The organism is Chloroflexus sp. (assembly GCF_049970315.1).
Classification (GTDB): domain Bacteria; phylum Chloroflexota; class Chloroflexia; order Chloroflexales; family Chloroflexaceae; genus Chloroflexus.
The window spans coordinates 50588-74508 of sequence record NZ_JBMFNE010000003.1; the positions used below are offsets into that span (position 1 = coordinate 50588).

19 protein-coding genes are annotated in these 23921 nt (G+C 54.9%); 8 read left to right on the forward strand and 11 right to left on the reverse strand.

Annotation, left to right across the window (positions count from 1 at the left end; translation table 11 throughout):
* Positions 1–203 precede the first annotated feature (203 nt).
* The 5 genes from cas3 to ACP5OT_RS02775 all read left to right on the forward strand — a co-directional run bounded on the left by cas3 (position 204) and on the right by ACP5OT_RS02775 (position 7226).
* The gene (gene cas3 / locus ACP5OT_RS02755; protein ID WP_428131258.1) at positions 204–2741 is read left to right on the forward strand and encodes a CRISPR-associated helicase Cas3'; all 2538 of its coding nucleotides are present in this window, start codon (positions 204–206) and stop codon (positions 2739–2741) included.
* A gap of 208 nt (positions 2742–2949) precedes the next feature.
* Complete coding sequence (locus ACP5OT_RS02760; RefSeq protein WP_428131260.1) at positions 2950–4794, forward strand: hypothetical protein; 1845 nt, start codon at positions 2950–2952, stop codon at positions 4792–4794.
* 25 nt (positions 4795–4819) lie between these two features.
* Positions 4820–5821, forward strand: coding sequence for a DevR family CRISPR-associated autoregulator (locus ACP5OT_RS02765; RefSeq protein ID WP_428131262.1), 1002 nt, complete (start codon positions 4820–4822; stop codon positions 5819–5821).
* Between the two features lie 11 nt (positions 5822–5832).
* Positions 5833–6555 carry a hypothetical protein gene (locus ACP5OT_RS02770; protein WP_428131264.1) on the forward strand — a complete coding sequence of 241 codons (723 nt, stop codon included), beginning with the start codon at positions 5833–5835 and terminating at the stop codon, positions 6553–6555.
* Positions 6556–6893: 338 nt separating this feature from the next.
* Positions 6894–7226 (forward strand): hypothetical protein, encoded by a 333-nt coding sequence (locus ACP5OT_RS02775; RefSeq protein ID WP_428131266.1) that lies wholly within the window; start codon positions 6894–6896, stop codon positions 7224–7226.
* A gap of 443 nt (positions 7227–7669) precedes the next feature.
* On the opposite strand, the gene ACP5OT_RS02780 is transcribed toward ACP5OT_RS02775, so the two are convergent.
* Entirely contained in the window at positions 7670–7900 is a 231-nt protein-coding gene (locus ACP5OT_RS02780; protein WP_424675018.1) for a hypothetical protein, read from the reverse strand.
* A 153-nt stretch (positions 7901–8053) separates the two neighbouring features.
* Complete coding sequence (locus ACP5OT_RS02785) at positions 8054–10111, reverse strand: alpha-amylase family glycosyl hydrolase (protein ID WP_428131268.1); 2058 nt, start codon at positions 10109–10111, stop codon at positions 8054–8056.
* A 165-nt stretch (positions 10112–10276) separates the two neighbouring features.
* Between ACP5OT_RS02785 and ACP5OT_RS02790 the strand changes: the two genes are divergently transcribed.
* The gene (locus ACP5OT_RS02790) at positions 10277–11059 is read left to right on the forward strand and encodes an APH(3') family aminoglycoside O-phosphotransferase (protein WP_424675020.1); all 783 of its coding nucleotides are present in this window, start codon (positions 10277–10279) and stop codon (positions 11057–11059) included.
* Here ACP5OT_RS02790 and ACP5OT_RS02795 read toward each other — a convergent pair.
* The 7 genes from ACP5OT_RS02795 to galT all read right to left on the reverse strand — a co-directional run bounded on the left by ACP5OT_RS02795 (position 11032) and on the right by galT (position 20120).
* Positions 11032–11871 carry a carbohydrate kinase family protein gene (locus ACP5OT_RS02795; protein WP_424675021.1) on the reverse strand — a complete coding sequence of 280 codons (840 nt, stop codon included), beginning with the start codon at positions 11869–11871 and terminating at the stop codon, positions 11032–11034. The two genes, ACP5OT_RS02790 and ACP5OT_RS02795, sit on opposite strands and share 28 nt — an antisense overlap.
* Before the next feature lie 22 nt (positions 11872–11893).
* Positions 11894–12733, reverse strand: coding sequence for an endo alpha-1,4 polygalactosaminidase (locus tag ACP5OT_RS02800; RefSeq protein ID WP_424675022.1), 840 nt, complete (start codon positions 12731–12733; stop codon positions 11894–11896).
* A gap of 96 nt (positions 12734–12829) precedes the next feature.
* The gene (gene lon / locus ACP5OT_RS02805) at positions 12830–15304 is read right to left on the reverse strand and encodes an endopeptidase La (RefSeq protein WP_428131271.1); all 2475 of its coding nucleotides are present in this window, start codon (positions 15302–15304) and stop codon (positions 12830–12832) included.
* Positions 15305–15349: 45 nt separating this feature from the next.
* Positions 15350–17155 carry an ABC transporter ATP-binding protein gene (locus ACP5OT_RS02810; protein WP_428131369.1) on the reverse strand — a complete coding sequence of 602 codons (1806 nt, stop codon included), beginning with the start codon at positions 17153–17155 and terminating at the stop codon, positions 15350–15352.
* Positions 17156–17207: 52 nt separating this feature from the next.
* Entirely contained in the window at positions 17208–17708 is a 501-nt protein-coding gene (locus ACP5OT_RS02815; protein WP_424675024.1) for a MarR family winged helix-turn-helix transcriptional regulator, read from the reverse strand.
* Positions 17709–17936: 228 nt separating this feature from the next.
* Positions 17937–18950, reverse strand: coding sequence for an ATP-binding protein (locus ACP5OT_RS02820; protein WP_428131274.1), 1014 nt, complete (start codon positions 18948–18950; stop codon positions 17937–17939).
* A 180-nt stretch (positions 18951–19130) separates the two neighbouring features.
* Entirely contained in the window at positions 19131–20120 is a 990-nt protein-coding gene (galT, locus tag ACP5OT_RS02825) for a galactose-1-phosphate uridylyltransferase (protein WP_428131276.1), read from the reverse strand.
* A gap of 157 nt (positions 20121–20277) precedes the next feature.
* Here galT and ACP5OT_RS02830 point away from each other — a divergent pair, with 157 nt between their 5' ends.
* Entirely contained in the window at positions 20278–20958 is a 681-nt protein-coding gene (locus ACP5OT_RS02830; RefSeq protein ID WP_424675027.1) for a FadR/GntR family transcriptional regulator, read from the forward strand.
* A gap of 85 nt (positions 20959–21043) precedes the next feature.
* Positions 21044–21802: a sulfite exporter TauE/SafE family protein gene (locus ACP5OT_RS02835; protein ID WP_424675028.1), complete on the forward strand. Its 759-nt coding sequence runs from the start codon at positions 21044–21046 to the stop codon at positions 21800–21802.
* A 104-nt stretch (positions 21803–21906) separates the two neighbouring features.
* Here ACP5OT_RS02835 and ACP5OT_RS02840 read toward each other — a convergent pair whose 3' ends face one another.
* Together ACP5OT_RS02840 and ACP5OT_RS02845 are read right to left on the reverse strand one after the other, a co-directional pair.
* Positions 21907–23199, reverse strand: coding sequence for a sensor histidine kinase (locus ACP5OT_RS02840; protein ID WP_424675029.1), 1293 nt, complete (start codon positions 23197–23199; stop codon positions 21907–21909).
* Entirely contained in the window at positions 23196–23906 is a 711-nt protein-coding gene (locus tag ACP5OT_RS02845) for a response regulator transcription factor (protein ID WP_424675030.1), read from the reverse strand. The genes ACP5OT_RS02840 and ACP5OT_RS02845 overlap by 4 nt, the downstream gene beginning before the upstream one ends.
* Positions 23907–23921: the final 15 nt, after the last annotated feature.

Here is a 23921-nt window from a genome sequence, read left to right on the forward strand (position 1 = left end):
GTGCCTGGTCGGTATCCCGCCCGATCTCAAGGGTCTTGGGGGAAGAACGCGGGAGTGTCTGTCGGGTTGAAAATTGGTACGGCTGAAGGTAGCGCATACGATGTTGGGCCAGGCACGAAATCTCAGTGCTAACATTGCCTTATCTCCAGGAATAGAGACACCTAACCCACGCAAGATATATCCAAAGATAGGACCTTAACCTTATGAACGATGATACGCTCAAACAGTCATTTAAGGAAATGTTCGGCTTTCCGGCGTATGATTTCCAGATCGCCGTCGCTCAGCATCTCTTCAATGGCAGGAACGTCATTCTTCAGGCACCAACCGGCAGTGGCAAGACGAAGGCCGCCATTTTTCCTCTGCTCTATGCCTGGAGCCATCTCAAGCCAGAAATCTTCCCACATCAGGGAATATACGTTACACCCCTGCGGGTGCTCGCCAATCAGTTCAGCGCCGAGTTTAAGCACATCGCAAAAGATCGCGATGTGCGTATTCAGACCGGAGAGCACGGCGATGATCCGCGTTTTGAAGCCGATCTTATCTTTACGACAATTGACCAATTCCTGAGCAGTTTTCTTACCATCCCATACAGTCTCGGTAATCGATTAGCAAATCTAAACGCAGGTGCAGTAATCAGCAGCTACCTGGTCTTTGACGAATTTCATCTGTTTCCTGTCGATAATCAGGGTAGGGGTGCACTAGCGACCACACTCCATATCTTAAAGATGCTGAAGGGGATTATACCCTTCGTCTTGATGACGGCAACCTTCTCGAAAACCCTGATTGATCGTCTGTGCCAGGAACTAGATGCCGAGAAGGTCGTATTGAACGATCGAATTTCTTCGCAAAAGAAGAGATACAGATACGTTGCTCAGCCGCTCGATGCTGACACTGTTCTGAACGACATGCAGCAAAACAATCGTAATCGGGTGATTTGCGTGTGCAACACGGTAGAGCGTGCTCAGTCACTGGCACAGGCGCTCCGCAATGATTCACGATCACGAGATCTCCGTGTTGAGTTGCTCCATAGCCGTTTCTACGCAAGCGACCGAGCGCAAAAAGAATTGGGGATACGCCGTGAGTTTGGCAAGGATAAATCACCATATCAAAAGGAAAAGACCATTCTCGTCGCAACTCAGGTGATTGAGGTTGGTCTGGATATCACCAGTGACGCATTGCACACCGAGATGGCGCCTGCAAGTGCGCTGATTCAGCGCGCCGGACGCTGCGCTCGTTTTGCGGGAGAGACAGGAGACATCATTATTTACGACGTTCCGTACAACGAGCAGGGAGTGTTCAACTACGCACCATACACCGATCAAAAGCGCGGTGACGATAATCACGATTTCGAGGGGCAGTTCAAATTATGCGAGCGAACCCGCGAAGTATGTCAGACACAGCTTAAGGAGGGCAAAATCCTGACTTATAGCTGTGAACTGGCGCTGATTGATAAAACTCACACCCTATTCGATGAGCAAATGCTCAGCACCTTGAAGACCAACCGGCATTTTATCAGTGATAGTATAAAGACAGCGTTTGCGGAGCAGGATCGTCGTACTGCCCGCGACCTGATCCGCGATGTTGATAATCGCCAGGTCATCATCCATCCTGATCCTGAGACAATCCAGTTTCCGTATCGCTATGAAATGATCAATCTGCGCCGGAATACTCTGCTGGCTTGGTGTGGTCGCGCTCTTAGCGAAGCGAAAGCTCTCAAACTCGAATGGATTATCAAAGTGGCGCTGCCGGTCAAAGATGACGAAAAATATCAATCAGACACCGAAGCCCCTGAACAGGTGCAGGTCCCCGCAATTCAGTGGTGGTCCCCGCCATTTGACGCAAGAAACCTCGCTGATGCAGTGGTTGGAGGCGGGATTATCGCGATCAATCCACGTCTGGTGCAATACGACTCCGGTATCGGCTTTCGCTTCGGCGGCAATGGCGAATCCGCACCTGAGTCGCCGCTGGCGCCGCGCACATCCCGCCGGCAACGCGAGCCAAAGGTCATGCACCGCGAGACCTACGCAGAACATATCGAAGGACTGTACCGTGTGTATCAGCGCGTACTGCAAAAACGCACCGCTGCTGCGCAGCGCCGTCTGGAGAAAGTCTGTAATTTGCAAGAAGGATTGCTTGATCGCTCAATCCGATTAATGTTCGCCACCCACGACCTCGGCAAACTTGACGAGACATGGCAGGATTGGGCGCATACCTGGCAGGAGAAGGTCAGTCAGTTACGCAACGATCCAACCTTGCGGATATCGAAGGAGTATATGGCCGCACATACCGACTATGATGAGCGCAATTTGCAGGAGAAACAGGCAGAACGAACAATCAAACCTCGTCGTCCTCCCCACGCAACCGAAAGCGCACGCGCTGCATACGGATTGATAGCGGCGCTGACTGGAGATAATAATGCACTCTGCGTGGCGTTGATATCGGCAATCATCGGTCACCACAACGCGGCGCTGCGCGATAATCACGGTGCATGGAAACCGGTTCCGAAGTATGCAAAAACCGCCTTCAACCAGGCAATGAAAGCTGTCGGGTTGTCCAATGATCCGACACTGATCGCAGCGGTTCAGAAAAAAACGCTGATTGATTGGGAAAAAGGGTTCGATGGTGGGCAATCACTCAGCAGTGCACTGATTGACACTAACAAGCGGTGTGAGGTGATCCTGTACCTCTTCCTGGTGCGCATCTTGCGACTGGCGGATCAGGGATCGCAGGAGCAGTTGTAAGGAGATACCATGCGTTCGCCGCGATATATCAAAATTGACTCTACCACATTACATGCTCTCGAGTCATTGGTCACGAGCTGGAGAAACTGGTTGGTCAGATCCGAAAAGAAATCAAGAAATCCCGATTAGGAGCGCAAAGCTAGACCGTTTTATCAACTTTCTCTCCCGTTGTCGGATATGACGGATCAATCTTGAGAAGGAGAATAAAGTGCCCAACCTCGAACTCTCTCTCCCTATCACCACCTCACCTTTCGCCGCCTTACTTGCAGCATTTGGCGTGGCGAAGTGGTTGCAGGTTGCCGGTATGCACGCGAATGGTGATGCACCGGAAGTTGAGGTGTGCAACGGCGGCGACCGCATCATTGTGCGCACGCTGGAGCCATTGACTGCTGAAACACTTGCTAAAACATATCCCGGATCACTGGCGCAGTGGATTCTCACGGCGAAGAATGGTCCGGCGCCATCCGGGTGGAGTGTTTTCGACTATGAGGCTGAACGGAAAAGGAACGACGAGTACTTTGCCCGCCGCCACAAACTGCGCAAGCGTAACCTTCGGCTGGAGGATCTGCCGGATGAACAACGACATGAGATTGAGGAACTGGAACCACGCGCCGCGTGGTATGTCGCCGGCCTGGTCAATCAGATGGGAGCGCTCACTACGTACAACAAAGCGGTCAAACGCTGGCATGCGTGTGGTCAGATCTACGATGATCTGGTTCGGATCATCCTCACCATGTGCGACGGTCAGCCTCGCGCGATTGAACGCGCTCAGGAAGAATGGGAGAGTCTGGCGAAAAAACATAGTCTCGAAAAGAACGCCGATCTGACGGCAACGCAGATCGTCAACCCGGAACAGGGCAAGGGCGCGAACCGCGCGAAGGCGGATGGACTGAACAATGCCAATCAGCAAGGCTTCTGGTTGCTGGAGTATTTCAAGTTTGTCGGGTTGTATGTCGCCGGGCTGCCAAGAACCGTGCACGGTAAGAAAGATCGAAAGACCTATGTCATTATTCCGTCGCGCCAGGGATTGCTGCTTCGCTGGCACGAGCGTGTGTTCGCTGAATTTCAACGAACCTTCTATCCGAGAAGCGCGATTAAGATGGATATCCTCGCTTCCCTGTGCTATACCAGAACGATGATTACAGAATGGGAGGCAGCGCAGGAGAGTCTGAATATTCGCCGGCGCCGTCCTTCCGACTTTGTGGAAGGGCTGGCAGTTGCGTCGTTCAAGGACCTCGGCAGCGCCTTTGCAGTCATGAACGTTGCCACCATCGGGTTGCCTGAATGGGTCCAGTGGCCCGATTCAGCCGAAAAAGCGCGACAGATCGCGCAGGCACTGGAAGAGCATGAGCGCATCGTCACTGCCATTGGCATCCACAAGGATAAGCCGACGGGTGAAGAGGAGCAGTTGCTCCGTGATTATCGAGATTTTCTCTCGGATCGCGACCCGTCGCTCCGGGCGTTTTTTCGCTTCACCACCGCATATGCCGAGTACGTGTTGCGCGAGAAGGCGCGACGTTTTAGTACAAACAATCTGGAGGTCATCATTATGGCGCAGGAAACAGAACGTCCGAAGGCATTCCTTCCGCTCGTCCAAACACCAGGATTTCGCCGAATTGCGAGCGCTATTCGCCAGAGTACCGTCACACAGCAGTCTGTTAACGACAATCTGTACGACATTCGCTACGGATTGGCTGACGAACTGCACCGCCACTCACGCGACAACGCCGACTTTCTGCGTGTCCTGGGCAAGTTCCTTCAGGAATATAGCCAGGAAAATGGGCGCGTTCTGGAGCGTTACCGCAAGCGTGGTGAAAAGGTGCCGCGTGAGCGGGTAAAAATCACCACGGAAGACCTTGAGCAGCTGGTCGAACTGGTAGACAAATACGGCGCTCCAACGGTCGCCAGTCTGCTTATCGCCTTCGGGTATGCCCGCGAACCAGGGCGCAAAGATGACAAACCACCATCTGATGAGGCATCGACGTCAGAAGATGACGGCGAGACAAGTGAAGCTATCGCAGAAGACGCCAACAATCCTAACGAACCGTTCTAATCAACAGATACAGGAGTAAACAATCATGTCAACTTCCATCTACTCACTCTCGCTGGCGATCAACGCCACACTCGACATGCACAACCTCAACAATGAAGGCAACGAAGGAAATCAGTTGCAAACCCGCATGGTAGACATTATTGGCGCGGATGGACAACTGTACAGCGTTAACGCGATCAGCGGCGATATGCTCAAGCATATTCAGGCTGAACATCTCTTCCACCTTGCGCGTGAACGCAACTTGCCGCTCTGCGCCGGATGTCAGCAATTCAATCCAAACCGGATTAATGCCGACGCGAATTTCATCAACCGCACCAAAGGCCAACCTGATGCAGAGACCATCGATGACCTTCTAAAAACCTGCGCGATTGACGATATTGAGGGTATCCTGATCACTGAAGGCGGACGTTCCATCGCGCGAAAGAGCGTGATCGAGTTCGGTTGGGCTGTCGGGAAACCTGAAACGCGCGAAGGGCATAACCAGAATTTCTTCCACGTGAAGTACGCTCCCGAACGCAGCGCAGAACAGCGCAAGCAGGATGCAACTCAGCGCACCCAGGGGCAGGGCGAAGAGAAAGTTGGCGGGGCGAACCTGCAGCAGGCGATCTTCTACCGTCCGGCATCGAGCGGACAGTACGCTATTGTGTGCCACCTGGAGTTTGGTCGTGTGGGCTATAACGACATTCGCCAAGACTATACGCTCCCGCCTGAGGAACGGGCTGCACGTGGCGCTGCATTACTCGACAGCGTTCTCTATACCTTTGTGCAGTTGAACGGTGCAATGCGCTCGGCACAATTGCCGCATCTTGTCACCCTGGAAGGCGCTCTGGCATTTTCAACGACGCTCATCCCCGCACCGCTCATCAGTCCACTGGCGCCAGACTATGCAGATCAGATGCAGCGCATCGGAAGGGCGATCGGTGGTGATCAGGTGCGTGTTGAGACCTTCACATCACTTGCACAGTTCGCTGAGTTGATGAGAAGTCTGCGCGATGAAGCTCAGCCGTACACCATCAAAATCAAGTAAGGATGCGTCGTATGTGGCTGATTGCATACTACCGCCCGACAGCCTTGTTTTCGCTGAAACTGGCTGCTGCCACATCATCGGGTGGTCGAACTCTGATATGTCCAACCCCATTTGCGCTGCGCATGGCGCTCCTGGATGCTGCAATCCGCACGCTCGGCGCGACAGAGGCGCAACGTCTCTGGCCCCTACTGCGCGGGTTGCGCCTGAAAGTGTTGTTGCCTGACCGCCTGACTGTCATCAACACCTTCACAAAAATTTTGCGCTTGAAGAAAGATGGGCGAAGCGATAATACCGGAAACGGGCCACCCTTCAACAATACGATTGCCTACCGTGAATACGTCTCATTCGGCGGTGACATCGGCATCTCTGTACAAACAGAAGCAGGCGACTCGCTACCTGATGAGGTCGCTGCGCTGTTTGCCCAGATCACGTATCTGGGCAAGCGAGGAGGCTTTCTTCAATTACTTGATCGACCTAAGTACATCGATCAGGAGCCAGACGAGGCGGAAGGATGGACGTTGATCTCAGCCGATCAGACGCAGTTCAAGATTGACGGGACGCTGCAAATGCTGGACGATTGCAGTTCCAAGCTCACATTTGAGCAGGCAAACATCTATAGTGGCAAGCGTATAGTTCTCGGCAAAGATCGCATTCTGCGCCACGTCGTTCTCCCTTATCGCCTGGCGAGGAGTAGTCGATCATTCAGTCTCTATGAGCGCATCAGAGAGACATGACGCGGGAGACCTCCCATGACCTTTTTTATCCACCACCTTCTCCTGACCTTCACCGCCGTCACGCCCGTTGAACTCGACGACAACGCCGGGGCTGCCGTGCGCGGTGCGAATATCAGTGCGTTCTTGAACCGCTTCTCACGGTCTGCCCGGCGGCGAGCAACGCCCGCGCCCCTACGTCTGTCCGCCCGCCGCAACCGCGCCGCTATGCACCGGGGGAAACCCTGACCTTCGGGCTAGGGCTGTTAGGGCACGCCACCGATCTTTGTCATAGCAGCGCAGGGGACGAAGTTCAAAGGCTGGGACGGCGCCTCCAGGAAAACAACGGACGGCGCGGCGCGGTGCGCCTCGCTGCCATCGACGCCTTCAATCCCCTAACCGGCGCAAAGCAACCGCTCTTCCGCGCCGGTCAACGCCAGGTTCAGGCGCCCCGCATTCCTATCGGTCCGGCAGAAGTCGCAGCGTTCGTCGCCAATCTCCCGACCGACCGCCTGATCCTGCGGTTCCTGACGTCTATGCGCCTGATCGACGGCGGTCGCCTGGTGAAACGTCCGGTACTGCGTCCACTCATTCAACGGCTCGGCATTCGCCTGACCGACCTTTTCACTACGTATGGCGAATGTGCATTTCCAACATTGTGGACGGTTTGTGCTTGGAACGCGGCATACCGCTGACTAATGAAATAAACCCTCCCAAGCTCGTTAACTGGCCGATAGGCTTACATCGCGGGCATTTCGCTGACACATTCGGATCGAACAGGCTCCAGACTCTATGGCCTTCATCTCGGCTATGATCGGCATACCCAGGATGTAATTCGCACGTTAGCAGATCGCGCGGGGCAATTATAGTAGGATAACCAGCAAAGACACCTTTACCGGAGTCAACATGAGAAGCGCACCGTATCCCGTCAGAACAGATTGACAAAATCTTAGTATACCGACACCTGAAGTGGCTGTCCCAGACGCTTCGCCGCACACCACGCCAGCGCGCCGCGTAGCACACTGCCGGGAATATAGTATCAGCGTCTTCGGGCCAATCAGGTTCAATGCGGGCAGGAATTGCCGCTTCCTTAGCATACGTATCGTACACTCCACCAAGGAATTCGCGCAGACCACGATCACGCCGTTCCGCCAACCCCCACGCCACACGACTCGCAAAAGGCTACATACGGCATATGAACCTCGACCATCACCCCCTGCCGACGCCTCTTCGCCCAGCGCAACTTTTTACCGGCCTCATCATTGGCCGTGCAGAAATTACCACCCATCGCCGCAGGCTCAGTAACCGTCAAGCTGCTACCCAATGCCAGCCAGTAGAGTTCAGCCAGATCGGCACCGCAAGCAACCACATCATTTAGAGAATCACTCGGAAACTAGCGCCGTCATCGACCACAACCTGACCAAAGTGCAAAGCAACGAAAAACAACGCAAAGGCACTCCCCTCACTCGCCGCAGCGGGAAAGAGTCTGAGAGGTGAGAGCCACAAAGCCGAGATAGCCGTCTCACCCCTCAAAACAGTACACCCCAAACGCCGCCAACTGCACAACCTCACCCACACCACGCCGCTCACGACTGCACGGAAAGATGCCAAGTAGATCGTTACCAAGCGGTTCGGTAATGAGCACATGTGATGGGAGCGCGTTGAAATTAACTACTCCGGTCAGAATACGCTCACCGAGCGTGCGACGAATCGTTAGTACCTCGACCGGTGCTGTGGCAAGTGCTTGATAGGTGACGGTTCCATGCCGCAGCGCCGGTTCGCGTCGCCAGAGATCGAGCAGGCGCGGCAAGAGGTAATAATCGGCAATCTCTTGCCCGTTCCAAATTGCCGGCGTCAAGCCGCTGAACAGCATCACCGCCCATAACGCCTGCACCAGCCGTGAGCCGCGCAAGCCGTCGGCTAGCGGGTTGCAGTCGGCAGTATCGTGCATCTCCAGAAAGCCGATCCGGTAGGTGGCCGGATACAGCTCGGCGTAATCGGTTTGATAGGCACACCACTCAGCCGGGGTGATCCGACGCATAGCAAGATGGATGAGCATATGATGACTGGGGTAATCAAACCATCCGCCGGCGAAGTGGGCTGAATGCGGGCCAGAGAGCGTACACAGGAGCGAAAGAGATGGACGTGCAGCGATAATCTCACGTAATGCCTGTACCATCAGCGCAGTACCAGAACTCGCTCGCAACGGTGGTCGACGGATCCAGGCCGGGGCAGCCTGGTATGGTGCGATGATCCGTAAGCCATCAAGTGCAAACCGGTCGATCTGCGCGATCACCCATTGCTGCCAGTACAACCGCCAATCGGTGCGCGTCCAGTCAAAGTGATAGCCGTTCGTGGGCAAGCCTACACCCGGATGGCGAGCTGCTGCCGGCGCATCGGTCGGCACACCGATGACAAATGCCCCCGCATCGTCGCGTACAAACCATTCTGGGTGTTCACTGAGGTAGCGTGAGTCGGGCGCACAACCTTGCATCGCTATGTCAAGCAGGACGCGCATCCCGTGATGGTGGGCCGTCTCGATCAGCTGTCGAATGGCAACCTGATCGCCGCACGCCGGATCAATTCGTTCAAGATCGCCGATCAGGTGGGGACGTTCGCCAACAGTATGCCACGGCAGTATACATAGGGTGTCAATGCCAAGTGCCTTCAGTTCGGACAATTGTGCGGCAAGAACGGCAGCTCCGCCGTGTTGACGCAGATCGGTTACATAGAGAATCGCATCGCGCAACCATGACGCCGGTGGTTGTGGCAATGAAGTGCGCGCGCGGTATACGGCAAGCGCTGCCGGCCATGATCGGCGCTGTAAGCCGATCCATTGCGTGCCCACTCTTAATCGTTGTTCAGAGCGTAACCAACCGGTAACAGCTACTTCGTAAGCTAACGAGACCGCCGTACCGTTGCCCATCACATAAGGTAACGCAGCTTCATCATCACCGATATACCAACACAGTAATGTGAGCGGTAGTTCGTTATCGTATAACGCCATTACCCCTGCCCCTTGCGTAGGCGACGGTTCAAAGGCGCTCCCACCGCGCAATCCAGGGGCAAAGAAACGGCGCGGAAGCACGTTGCGATCTTGGCCGGCTGCAATCGTTAGCGGTGTTCGTGGTCGAACGCTATTGCCCGGTGCGTCAAAGGTACATCGATGCGGATCACCAACCCGCACGTTTGGTACGATCATCCGCACGCCGTATAGGCGCAGGTCGTCACCACTCACATTCTCAATCTCGATCCAACGTTCGATCACCTCGCCATCAATGCGGTAGTGATCGAATAGCTTGAGCGGGCCAAGCCCAATAATGATCGTCATCACCGGTCGGTGTTCTTGCATGCTCAAGCGGTGCCAGATGTAGCGGGCAAAGGTCTGAGTAGTGATCCAACCGGTTGGGCTGCCGAGTGCAATGTCGATCCCGGTTATCGCCGGGCCAAAGCCAAGTATATTCGGACTATCATGTTGTTGGAGACGCACTAATACGCCATTCTCAGTTGACCAACCTAGCTCGTAGGTGTCGGTACGGAGAATGATCTGATCGGACTGTTCGTAGAGTTCGTATTGCATTGACCGACCAATGCGGCTGTATCAAAGATATGTCAAAAAGGCGATGGGTCTTACTCGACGCCGTTGTCCTACGTAAAGCGTTCAGATTATAATACGAATCACCGTAGCGCCTCGACTACCGGGATAATCGACTGTGAATCATGCTGAGAAGTATAGGAACGATGCATGCCTCATCTTCACCTGCCTGCGACCATCCAGACCCTGCTCGATACCGCTATTGTCACCGACATAACTATCGGTTGCTCGGCGGCTTGTGTCTACCATCTGGCCCTGCCTGACTACAACCTCTATCTGAAAATCCAACCGGTAGGACTGTGCGAATCGCTCGCCCGCGAGGCGCACGTACTGCACTGGTTGCGGGGTAGATTACCGGTGCCGGAGGTGGTCGAGTATACCTACGACGAACAGCGTGAGTACCTGGTGACATCCGAAATTGCCGGTATGAACTGCGTCGCGGTTCTAGATACATTAGACCCGGAATCGATTGTGTGTATGCTCGCCGACGGGCTACGGATGATCCATGCTCTCGACATTACTCACTGTCCCTTCGACTCTCGGCTCGTTCACCGCTTAGTACAGGCACGTTACAATGTTGAGCATGATCTGGTCGATGAAGACGATTTTGACCCTGATCGGCGCGGGATCATGACAGCACGAGAGGTACTGACCGCAATCGAACAGACATCGCCACCGGAAGATGACCTCGTTTTTTCTCATGGCGACTATTGCCTGCCCAACGTTATTGTCCAAGACGGCGTCCTGCACGGTTTTGTCGATTGGGGTCGAGCCGGAATTGCCGACCGCTACCATGATCTCGCACTCGCTTCACGCAGTATTCGCTTCAATTTGGGGGAAGCAAATGAATCACTCTTTTTTGCTGCTTACGGTCTTGAGCAGGTTGATCTGACCAAGATCACCTACTACCGTCTGCTCGATGAGTTATTTTGACGGTACTCGCCTTCCTCCGTGATGGCCTCGGCGGCAGTGCGGGTAGCAAATGCCAAGATCGCCGGCCAATCCCAACCCTGCAAGAGGCCATAGACCACACCAGCACGGAAGATGTCACCGGCGCCGGTCGAGTTGGAAACCGATTGGAAGGACGGTGTCTCTTCATACCACGTCCCGTTGACCAACATGCGCGCCGGGCGCGCACCATCGGTGACGAAGACAATCGCCCCGCGCACCTGTTGTAGCAGAACAGCACGCTCACGTGGCTCAGAACCGAGCAAGGCGGCCGAAGTCACAATGACATCCGCCGCCTGTGCCAGCGGTTCATCCGGTGTGCCCACATCGCCGGCCACAACCAACCGTTCGTGGCGACGGGCAGCTAGGGCTACTTCGGCAGTATGCAAACCGTATCGACTGACACTGACAATGTAGCTGGCAGCAAGTGCTTGTGATGAAGGAGGTGCAGCAGCCGTTCCCTGTCGCAAAGCAATAATCGTGCGCTCGCCGTCAGGAGTGATCAAGATGTGACATACCGGGGTCGTTACCGTCGCATCACGCTCAACATGCGCATCCAAACCCAGCTCCTGCAACGTGGCCGCCACCAGATCGCCGGGCGGATCGTACCCTAGTCGGTCGCCGTAGAGGAGCGGTTGGACGCCCCAGCGCACCAATGCACGCGCCTCGTTGAGCGCATTACCACCGGTCATCCACCGGCTGCGAAGAGCGTGAACACCGCCGCCCAACGTGGGCCAGTGTGGTAGCCAGATGTGAAGATCGGCACAGATTGAGCCGTAGCAAAGGATGGTAGACATCGATACGATGCTCAACAATACCTTAGTGTGACCACTCGCGGCAATCTACCCGATAGGCATCGAGGTCTCGTCGTTTATGGAGCGCATTGATATTCATCCGATTGGCCGTTTCACAAAACGACTCCGGTTCGAGATGATATTCAATCACAAAAACCGGCTTCCCGCTGCGTAGAAAAGGCTGCAACGAATCACACTCATCGTAGAAAAAACACGACTCATTCAATGCCCAATCGAAATACGGTGCTAATGCTTCGCTCTGTTCACCATCATTCTTCAGTCCAATGAACAACCCACGTTGATGAGCTGCCGTAGCAAGCCAGATGTTGTAGCGTTGTTGATCGGCAGCAGTCAAGGAAAAGCCGGTCTCGTTTACATACCCATTCACATTGTCAGGGTCGACACCGTCACACCCTTTCGCTCGCGCCAAATCAAGCCGAGCCTCCATGATGGGAGTCAACAGATCAACGCGCCGGATGTCAAGCCATCGTTCACCTGACCAACCTGCCATTGCTGCTCCCAACACATCCGTCGGGAACAAATGGGCATCAGAACGCCAATCCTCATACGCGCCTGCATTAAAATAGCACATCACAAACACACCGCGTTGATGCAGCAACGCAATATCCTCCGGTGACGTATCAAACAAATCGAGATTAAATACCTCAACATCAAGATCGAGTTTCAGATCACCGGTATATTGAATCTGCCAACGCGCCTGTTGTGGTACATCGGGTCGAGGCGCATGAGGGATTGATGCGGAGACGGCAGGAGAAGAGGACGATGGAACATTCATCGGCGACTGACATGCTCCGAACAGCAGAGCAACCCACCCGACGAACCACAACGAACGCAGCACCTGCATCAAACCTCCTTCACGTTACGCTAGCATTGGCAATTGCTCACAAGACAGGCAAGACAGGGGATGCAGTTCACATCCCCTGCCTTGTCCCATCCCCATTCACGTACCGGCGGGAGCCGGTGAGGGTTGACCGCGGTTGTTGGTATGAGATCCGTTCTGGTTGTTGGTTGGTGTCGGCATCCGACTCAAGGCAATCCGCAACACCTCATCCATCGATGAGACCGGGATCAGGTTCAACTCACGGCGGACTTTTTCAGGCAGCTCGCTGATATCCTTCGCATTCTCTTTGGGCAAGATGAAGGTGCGAATCCCGGCGCGATGGGCCGCCAGAGTCTTCTCTTTCAGACCACCGATCGGTAACACCTTACCGCGCAGCGTCACCTCGCCGGTCATAGCTACATCGCGGCGCACCGGTGTACCGGTGAGCGCACTGATCAGCGCCGTCGTCAGCGTAATCCCCGCCGAGGGACCATCCTTCGGTACCGCACCTTCGGGAATGTGAATGTGAATATTCGTCTCCTCAAAGGTGTTGGGATCGATACCAAAATCGGCAGCCCGCGAGCGCACGTAGCTGACCGCCGTTTGCGCACTCTCCTTCATCACCTCACCAAGCTGACCGGTCAGTTGCAACTGACCTTTGCCCTTAAACGGCAACACCTCGATACTGAGAATATCGCCGCCGGCACTCGTCCACGCTACGCCGGTTGCTACACCAACCTCATCCTGCTCTTCGGCGATCCCGTATGTGTAGCGCTCCGGGCCAAGGTACTTGACCACGGCAGCTTCATCGATCACAAACTTCGGCGGTAGTTCACCGTTCGCTTCCGTCTGCTCGGCAACTTGACGAGCCACTTTGCGGCACAAGCTGGCGATCTCACGTTCAAGACCGCGCACACCGGCTTCGCGGGTATACTCACGGATCAGCTTCAGAATCGCGCCCTCGGTAAACTCGATCTGATCCTCTTGCAAACCGTGGAACTCACGCTGTTTGGGAATGAGGAAACCACGGGCAATCTCCAACTTCTCGTCCTCGGTGTAGCCGCCGATCTCGATAATCTCCATACGGTCGCGCAACGGTAACGGGATCGGATCGAGCTGATTAGCCGTCGCGATAAAGATCACCTTGCTCAGATCGAACGGAATTTCGAGATAGTGATCGCTGAAGGCGTTGTTTTGCTCTGGATCGAGCACCTCAAGCAGCGCCGACGTCGGATCACCGCGAAAATCCAAGCCGATCTTGTCCACTTCGTCGAGAATATAGACCGGACTTTTCGACTTAACATTCTTCATCGCCTGAATGATGCGACCGGGCATAGCGCCAATGTAGGTGCGGCGGTGCCCACGAATTTCAGCCTCATCCCGTACACCACCCAGACTGGTGCGCACAAACTTGCGCCCCAAGGCGCGCGCAATACTGCGACCGAGGCTTGTCTTGCCCACACCGGGCGGGCCAACGAAGCAGAGAATGGGAGAACGCATCTTATCACCGGCCAGTTTGCGAACGGCCAGATATTCGAGGATACGCTCTTTTACCTTCTCCAACCCATAGTGATCGGCGTCAAGCACTTTCTGAGCCTCGGTAATGCTGATCTCGGGCAATTCCTCATCGGCCCATGGCAACGAGAGGATCCAATCGAGATAGGTACGAATGACTCCCGACTCGGGGTTGTTCATCCCCTGCTGGGTCAACCGCTTCAGCTCGTGCAACGCCTGATTTTTCACGTACTCCGGCGCATCGAGTTCGTGAATCTTGCGCCGCAATTCGTCAACCGGATCATCACCCTCTTCATCCTCACCTAGCTCGCGGCGAATAATCCGCAACTGTTCGCGCAAAAAGTACTCGCGCTGACTTTGATCAAGAACTTCTTTGGTATCTTGCTGAATCTTGACCCGCAGCTTGAGGAGTTCAAGCTGTCGCGCCAACACCAGATAGACTTTGCGTAAGCGCTCAATCGGGTCGAGTGTGTTAAGAACCTCGAGCCGATCTTTAAAATCAAACGCCGGCCCCCACGTCACAATATCGGCCAAGTGGCCGGGACGGTCAATGCGATGGACGAACTGGACGGCCTCTTGCGGCACTTCGCCAAGATGCTCGACAAACTCATCAACTTGCTGCTTGACCGTCTCCATCAAGGCTTCTACTTCCAGACCACTCACCGGCGGGTCAGTATATGGCCGGCAACGTACCCGGTAGAAGGGTGTGATCTGGATCGCCTCAATAATCTGCGCCCGACTCTGGCCTTCCAGAATCACGCGGGCAGTACCGTCGTTCAGTTTGGCAAACTCTTGCAACTGAGCAATCACACCAATTGGTGGCAGATTCTGTGGTTGATTGCTCTTGTAACCCTCAAGCTGGTGCTCGCGGACGAAGATCAACAAGACATCGCGATCTTCTTCCCACGCGCGCTCCATCGCACGGTAGGATTTCCCTTGCGGCACCTGCAATGGTATCGTCATGTGCGGCATGATGACCATCTCGCCGAGCACCACCATTGGTAACCGATGCTCAGGCGCTTCTTGCGGTTCATCATGCTCTTCAGGTAGATCATCAAACAATGACATTGGTTCGTTCATAGTATCCTTATCTCCTACGTTTGGCGAAAACGTTATTCCTGTTGTTCAACCCACTGCGAGCACCGGGGCAGGATCACGGAATTGCAATTCGTAGAGACGAGCATAAATCCCGCCACGGGCCAATAATTCACGATGGGTACCGATCTCCATCAATTCACCGGCAACGATCACGGCAATCCGGTCAGCGCGTCGTACCGTGCTTAAGCGATGGGCAATAATGATACTTGTCCGTCCCACCATCAGGCGCTCGAGCGCCTCTTGGACCAATCGCTCGCTCTCACTATCGAGTGAGCTGGTCGCTTCGTCGAGGATTAAAATCCGCGGATTTTTCAAGATGGCACGGGCAATCGCGATACGCTGGCGCTGACCACCGCTAAGGCGTATCCCCCGTTCACCGACCGGGGTGTCGTAACCTTCGGGAAGCTGACAGATAAATTCATGGGCATTAGCCATCTTCGCTGCGGCTTCAATCTCTGCATCACCGGCATCGAGCCGGCCATAGCGAATGTTGTCACGAATACTGCCGCTGAACAGCATGGTTTCTTGCGGCACAATTCCGATCTGTGTACGCAGCGACTGCATCTGCACCCGGCGCACATCGTAGCCGTCGATGAGAACACTGCCATCCCGCACATCGTAAAAGCGCGGGATGAGACTTACGATAGTGCTCTTGCCGGCACCGCTCGGCCCGACGAGCGCTACCATCTCACCCGGCTCGATCACCAGCGAGAAGTTGCGGAGCACGATTGGCGCAATATGACCGTTTTCGGCTCGCTGATAAGCGAACGATACATTGCGGAACTCAACCCGCCCTTGCACCGGTGGCAACGGAATGGCATCAGGCGCATCGGCAACTGCCGGCTGTTGATCGAGCAGCTCGAAGACGCGCGCAACCGCACCGAGCGCCTCTTGCACCTGCCCAAACAGGCCGGCAAATGCGCCCATCGATCCGGCGACGATCCCGGCGTAGACCAGAAACGCCACCAGATTCCCCGGCGTCAACTCGCCGGTACTTACCAGATACCCACCCACTACCAACATACCGATGAGCGTTGCCCATACGGCCAACGACATCGATGGCTGAAAGAGCGCACGGAGCCAAGCCCGCCTCATTGCCGCAGCAAGCGTTGCCTCCACCGCCGTGCGAAATCGCTCAACCTCATACGGTTCGCGTCCAAACGAACGCACCACCCGCACACCGGAAACCGTTTCTTCTAGAATACTGGTTGCATCGGCCAATCGGTCCTGCACCGTTGTCGAGATTCGCCGCAACCAGCGCCCAAAAAACACGGCAATCAAGATGAGCGTCGGTATCAAAACCAGTGCTAACGCACTGAGTTGCCACGAGACCACGATCATCAACACAATGGCCCCGATCAATTGGATCATACCTTGCAGCAGCGTGGTCAGGTTGGTCGTCACCGTCGATTGGATCAACGTCACGTCGTTGGTGATCCGCGACGTGATTTCACCGGTACGGCGCTGCTCGAAGAAAGCAAGGTCCAGTCGTTGGAGGTGCTGATACGCGGCGAGACGGAGATCGGCAACAACCCGCTCACCAACGAAGGTTAGACTATAGTTTTGAATCAGGCCGGCAACCGTCTGCCCAATAGCCACTCCACCCAACAACACAGCAATACGCCCAATCGGCAATGTCTGATTACCGGTGATCAGATTTACCATCTGACCAATAGCTAATGGCATCACCAAACTTAAGGCAGCACCGATGACCATCGCCACTACCGCAACGATCATCCAGCCTCGGTATGGTCGCAGATAGCCGAGCAGGCGCGACCAGTGAGCGCTTTCCGGTAGCGCAGGCGAGCGGATGGATTGCCATCGTAACCGCACCAATGAGTTGCTCCTCGCACGACACGGGACACCCCGCTCGTGACTACATTGCTTAGGCTAGGCGTCCCGTGTCGCTCCGTTCGAGCACGCGCACCATTCCGGTTAACACTCCTTCGAGCAGTCCGAGCAAACGATCGGCATCGGCTGACGACAAATGACCGAGTGCTGCATAAATTTGCTCACGCCGGGCCTGCTTGATTGCGGCAATCAATGCCAACCCCCGCGGCGTCACCTGTACCATCACCTGCCGACGATCCCGTTCGTGTCGGGTGCGCTCGACCAGTTGCTTATCGAGCAGTCGATCGACGACGCCGGTGAGTGCGGCTGCCGACTGTTGCGTCGCTTCGGCCAGGTCCGACATCTTGCATTCACCATTGGTTTGGGCAAGATGAAGAAGGGTATAGAACTGAGTCAGGGTCAAGTTGAAGCGTTCGTCGTCGAGCAACTGCACAAACTGGCGCTGCGCCAGCCAACTGATGCGCAGGATTACCTGCTCGATAGCATCGAGCGTTGCATGTTCGGGTAGTGTTTTGGGCTGTTCTTCCTCAGCCATGCGTGACGTTAATCCTAGCCTATGTAGATATTCAACAATGTTGAGTATATCAGAGGCAAGTAATTTTGTAAAGTCATGCGAAGCTTGTGCTCATTAGCGCGGGCTGGTGGGTGACGCAAGGAACGCAAAGGGGTATAATGCAAAGGCACAAAGCACGCAAAGGGCGCAGAGGAATGGCACCGTTTCGGAGGGCGCACGGCAGAGCGCCCCTCCGCAGGGTGCCCCAGCTTAAGGAGCAGCAATCGGCCAGTGAAACCATGCCACGAACAGATCACCGTGGGGGCGGGCACCGACATACTGACCGGCAATCGCGGCCGCACCGTTGGGCAAGCCATAGGCATTTGCGACCAATTCAGCACAAATCGCCAAACCAAACCCATAGCCACTACCACCGGTGCTGTTAAAGGTGAAACCACCGCGGAACAGGTCACTCCACTGCTGCCCAAAACGCTGCTCAAGGGCCGAATATTGTATTGTATCGATCCGATTCGCCACCACAAACCGCAAACTCGGCGATTCGCACTCAGCGATCGGAAAGATACCAACCATCACACGGTGATCGGCGCTATGGCGGGTAGCATTATTAACCAGATTATAAAACACGCGGTCGAGAGCCGAAAACTCCACGCAGCGGTCGGCCACCACCCCGTTGTAGCGCGCATCGACGATTACCTGGGCAGTACCATCGGGCAAGCGGTAATCGGCCTGATTCCACTTCTCGAGCAACAGATCAACACCATGCGCACGCAACTCAATATCGCGCGCCGTGCGAACCGGATCGATGTCCGGCAAACAGTTCCGCATAATCTTGAGATGATCGCGGGTGAGGAGATAGATCCGCTCAATATCGGCAGGCTGCACCCGCTCAACTTCGAGCAACTGAAGTTGCAATGCCAACGCCTGCAACGATCCACCACGCACATCGTGGATCACCTGACCCAACACGGGGTCAAGATGGCTAAGCGAGATTCCACGTAGCTCATTGATCAGATCAAACCAGCCCTTCTCATGCAAGAACCGGCGCAAATCGGCGTAATCAAGTCGGCGCTGTTGATCAAACATCGTAAAGATTTGGAGCAGTGTATCGTACAACCGCCGAACGACGTCTTGTACCGCAGGCGGCAGCGTATTGACACCGGCGCTGCTCCGACTACGCAAAAAAGGGTTATGGCGCAATAATGGCAAATTGCACGGTGCAAGCGCTTTAACGGCTTCGTCACTGAGAGGAAATGCACCGGACATAAGACACCTCCAGTTTAAGAGGGCGAACGCATCACTCGTTCCTTCAAGATGCTTCTATACATTATTTAAACGTCATTATAACCGATCTTTAGAATATTCGGGGAATGACATTTATTTGTTTGAAAAATTTGCATATATAAAACTGTACGCTATACGAAACAGAACGGATCGATCTTCAATTTATTCGCGTAGAAAAGCGGCGCAGGCTTCCGGAATACTGGGATTGATAAAAATACCGCTCCCCATCTCAAAGCCGGCCATATATGACAGGCGCGGAACAACGGCCAGATACCAGTGAAAATAGCCATTCTCCGGCTCTTTGGCCGGGGTCGAGCGGAGGACCAGATTAAAATCAGGATCGTTGAGGCGATAGTAGAGGCGATAAAACACTTCCCGCACTACATCGGCCAGAGCGTCAAGTTCCGTTTCATCGACATGAAAAAAACTAGCCCGATGTTTCCGCGGCAAGATCCAGATGTGGAATGGGGAAGAGGCTGCGTAGAGCACAAACGCGACAAAATCATCGTTTGCATACACCAATCGTTCGTTACTGGCCAGCTCATCGGCTAGCATCGCACAAAAGACACACTGGCCGGTATCATCAAAAAACCGACGCGCCTCCTCAATCCGATGCCGAACATCAGCCGGGACTACCGGCACGGCTATCAGTTGACTATGCGGATGCTGTAACGAGGCACCGGCCCGTTCACCATGATTCTTAAAAATAACCACTTGCTCTACCCGCGGATCGGCACTCATTGCCCGACCACGCCGTAGATACATCTCCAGCACAGCCTTTACTTCGGCATTGGTCATTAACCCCAGTGTTGTATTGTGATGGGGATGCTCGATCAACACCTCGTGGTATCCATAACCGCTCAGGGTGCGCCGCAGACCATCAAAACGCCGCATCACCGGCCCATGATCGTGCAATGCCGGATACTTATTGCGAACAATGCGTAATTGCCACGGCCCGGTCGCCGGATATCGTTCGACTTCAAGGTCAAGCTCTTCGTTACCAACACAGAAGGGACATTGCGGATCGTGCAGTGGACGCTCGGCAGTGCGTGGTTGGTGTCGCGTCTCGGTGAATGCATTGGGACGGCGGGCACGTTCGCTGGCAATGATGACCCATTCACGGGTAGCAATATTCAGCCGTAATTCCGACATGAGGCTTTGCTCCACAGCGGACGGTTAGCCGCAGCTTTGCACTCTACGCTGTATTGTAGCCCCGATATGGCAGATCGGCAAGTTATATCGGTTGACAAGTCATCCCTTAATGGAATAAACTAAACATCAGATGATATGATCTTTTGGCGGAGCCATTATGACAATCACCCGACGACGGCTAGTCGAACAAGTTATCGAGCACTTACGACACCAAATTGCCACAGGCACGTACCCGATCGGTAGCCGTTTACCACCGGAGCCACAACTGATGGCCCAAATTGGGGTGGGTCGCTCGACAGTGCGTGAAGCTATTCGGGCGCTAGCTCACGAAGGACTGCTCGAAGTCCGTCAGGGTGATGGTACGTATGTGCGCGCCTTGGCTACTGCCGAACCATTGGCAACGCGGCTCCGCCAGACTAAAGTGCAAGAAGTGCATGAGGTGCGTCGTGCGCTCGAGTTAGAAGTTGTTGCACTGGCCGCCGAACGACGACATGACGAAGATCTCGCCGTGATCAAGCAGTGGTTGGCCGTCCGCTCGGCAGCTCTTGCCAACGGTGATATTACTACCGCGCTCTCTGCCGACATCGAATTGCACTGTGCTATCGCCCGCGCTACCCACAACCCCACGCTCAGCGATCTGTACCGTATATTCGCGGTTACCCTCCGTGATGCGCTCGGTGTGTTGTGGGAAGCGGCTGCACCATCGTCTGCCGATCATTCCCACGCCGATCTCGTTGCTGCCATCGCCGCCGGTGACGCCGAAACTGCCGTCGCGATAACACGCACTATTCTTGCCCGCCACGAAGCGACTATTCACTTGCATACCTCAACGGGGTAATTTTTTATGTCTCTAATACATCAGATGATCTGATGTTTTGCAAAGTCTTGCACACTGTTGTATTACGCACGAAAGGTTGTTGAGCGTGGAACTCTTCGATCTCATCTTAATCTTCACCGCTGCATTGTTGGCCGGTGCATTGAATGCGATTGCGGGCGGCGGGAGCTTCTTTTCTTTTCCAGCCCTTTTAGTCGCCGGCGTGTCACCAATCGTCGCCAATGCTACAAATGCGTTGGCACTCTGGCCGGGCACGCTGGCGAGTGTTGGTGCATACCGGCGCGAACTGAGTGGTCAACGGAACGATATTTGGCTCTTCAGCGGGTTGAGCCTGCTCGGTGGACTGCTCGGTGCGCTGTTGTTGCTCGCTACCGATGAACAACGTTTTACCGCCTTGATCCCGTACCTGTTACTCTTTGCTACCCTGATCTTTACATTTAGCCCACAGATTACCACCGTAGCCCAACGGCTGGTCGGGCATAGCAGTCGTCAGCAACGCCTGTTGGTCACGGTTGTCTATTTGGCTATTGCCATCTACGGTGGTTTTTTTGGTGCCGGACTGGGGATTCTCACCCTCGCGGCTTTGGCATTGCTCGGCCACGAGAATATTCATCGAATGAATGCGTTGAAGACATTGCAAGCTGCGCTGGTGAATGGGATCGCCGTCCTGACCTTCGTTGTGACCGGCTTGATCGCGTGGTTGCCGGCATTGGTGATGACCGCCGGCGCTATTATCGGTGGCTATGGGGGAGCTGCTATTGCCCGCCGCATTGACGCCCGCCGGGTTCGCACCGTGGTTGTGTGGATCAGCATCGGTTTGACGGTCTGGTTTTTTGTGCGCGGATGATGATCGCCATACGTAAGGTCGGATGATGAGGGGGCAGCGGTGCGCTCACTCTGCCTGCGGCGCTACAATACGCGCCCGGCGGATCGCCCGGACGTGATCGGAGGTTACGCTACCGGCAAGGTAAACCAGAACGTCGAACCACGCCCCTCTTGGCTACTGGCCCAAATCCGACCACCGTGCCCTTCGACCAAATGTTTGGCAATCGCCAACCCCAAACCGGTGCCGCCGGTGTGACGAGTACGTGCCCGGTCAACTTTGTAGAAGCGCTCAAAGATACGCCGAATATCGCGACTAGGAATGCCAATACCGGTATCGCGCACACTGATCAAGATCCACGTACCCGCCGAATGCGGCGGTCGATCTGTCCGCGAGGGCGGATCATCGACGGCAAGATGCAACACTTGGGCGGTAACGGTGATGGTTCCACCTTCGGGGGTAAACTTAACCGCGTTGTGTAACAAATTGAGCAGCACCTGCCCAATCCGATCACCGTCCATTAACGCGAGCGGTAGATCGGATACCAGTTCGATACAGATAGTATGGCATTTGCGTTCGGCTTGGGGACGGATACGCTCGATTGCCCGCTCTATCACCGGCCAGACGGCTAGCGGCTCCAGCTTTAGCGAAACCCGACCCGACTCGAGACGTGATAACTCGTGCAGTTCATCAACTAGTTGGGTAACGGCATCGATCTCTTGGGCCATCTGTTCAAGCATCCGAGCAGCGATATCGGGCGGTGGAGTCGATTGCAACGTCTCAACCAACAATTTGAGCGAAGCTAACGGCGTGCGCAATTCGTGCGACACATTAGCGACCAGATCACGCCGCGCGCGCTCTAACATACTGATTTGGGTTAAATCACGGATTGTGATCAGCGCACCGACAATATCCCGTGAAGCGGTGTATAACGGGATAAATTGCAAGTGGAGTGTGCGCCCGGTTGCGAGTGGACGGATCGTTAATTCACGTTGCTCACCGTCAATCATCGCATCGTGCGCTAATCGGTCAGCTTGATGATCGCGCACCAACGTGATCAACCCACTCCCACGCATATCAGGCTGACCGGCCAACAAATGGATGGCTGTATCGTTATGAAAGACGATTTGACATGCGCGATTGACGACGATGACACCGGTATCGATGGTTTGAACAAGGGCGACAAAGAGGGGCTGACAGTTGGGAAGGCCAAGCTGAAGCGATGGATCGTCCGGTGGAAGTGATGATGAGAGGGTAAGCGTCATTACCTCATCCTGTTCCGCAGCAGATAGTGCAGCAGTAGTATCTTGGTCACGGGCAACACGTAAGCGTTCAAGCTGACGCCCCCAGCGCACGGTGAAGATCAGGCTCACCGTTAACACAACCGTCGCCACCGTCAGCGTCAATTCCAACAGCGTCATTGGCTTACTGTTGTCCCATCAACCGGAGGTTCAAATCGGTACCCAACACCACGCACCGTCTGGATATACGTCGGCTTACTGGGATCAGGTTCAATCTTCTCACGCAACCAGCGAATATGGACATCGACGGTGCGGCTATCACCGATAAAATCCTGCCCCCATACTCGTTCGAGCAACAGATCGCGGGTCAGAGCGATGCCACGGTTGCGCATAAGACACGTCAGGAGGTCGAACTCCTTTTGCGGCAGGTTTAGTTCTTGACCATCACGCCATGCACGACGACTACTGGCATCAACCCGGATCGAACCCGCCTCTAATACTTCACGCACAATCGAATGCGGCTGCCGTTCACTACGGCGCAAAATAGCCCGCACACGCGCGAGAAACTCACCGAGGCTAAACGGTTTGCTGATGTAGTCATCGGCGCCGAGTTCAAGACCGGCAATCCGATCAACTTCATCTTGGCGTGCGGTAAGCATGATTATCGGTACGTCACTCTCTTGGCGTAGAATCCGACAGACCGAAAACCCATCAAGGCGGGGGAGCATAATATCGAGCACCACGAGATCGGGCTGATCACGGCGGGCACGATCAAGCCCTTGTACGCCATCGCCGGCGATAATGACCGCATACCCTTCTCGTTCAAGATTGTAGCGTAGCGTTTCGGCCAGTGTCGTCTCGTCTTCGACAATCAAAACCGTCGCCATATCCACTCCACACAT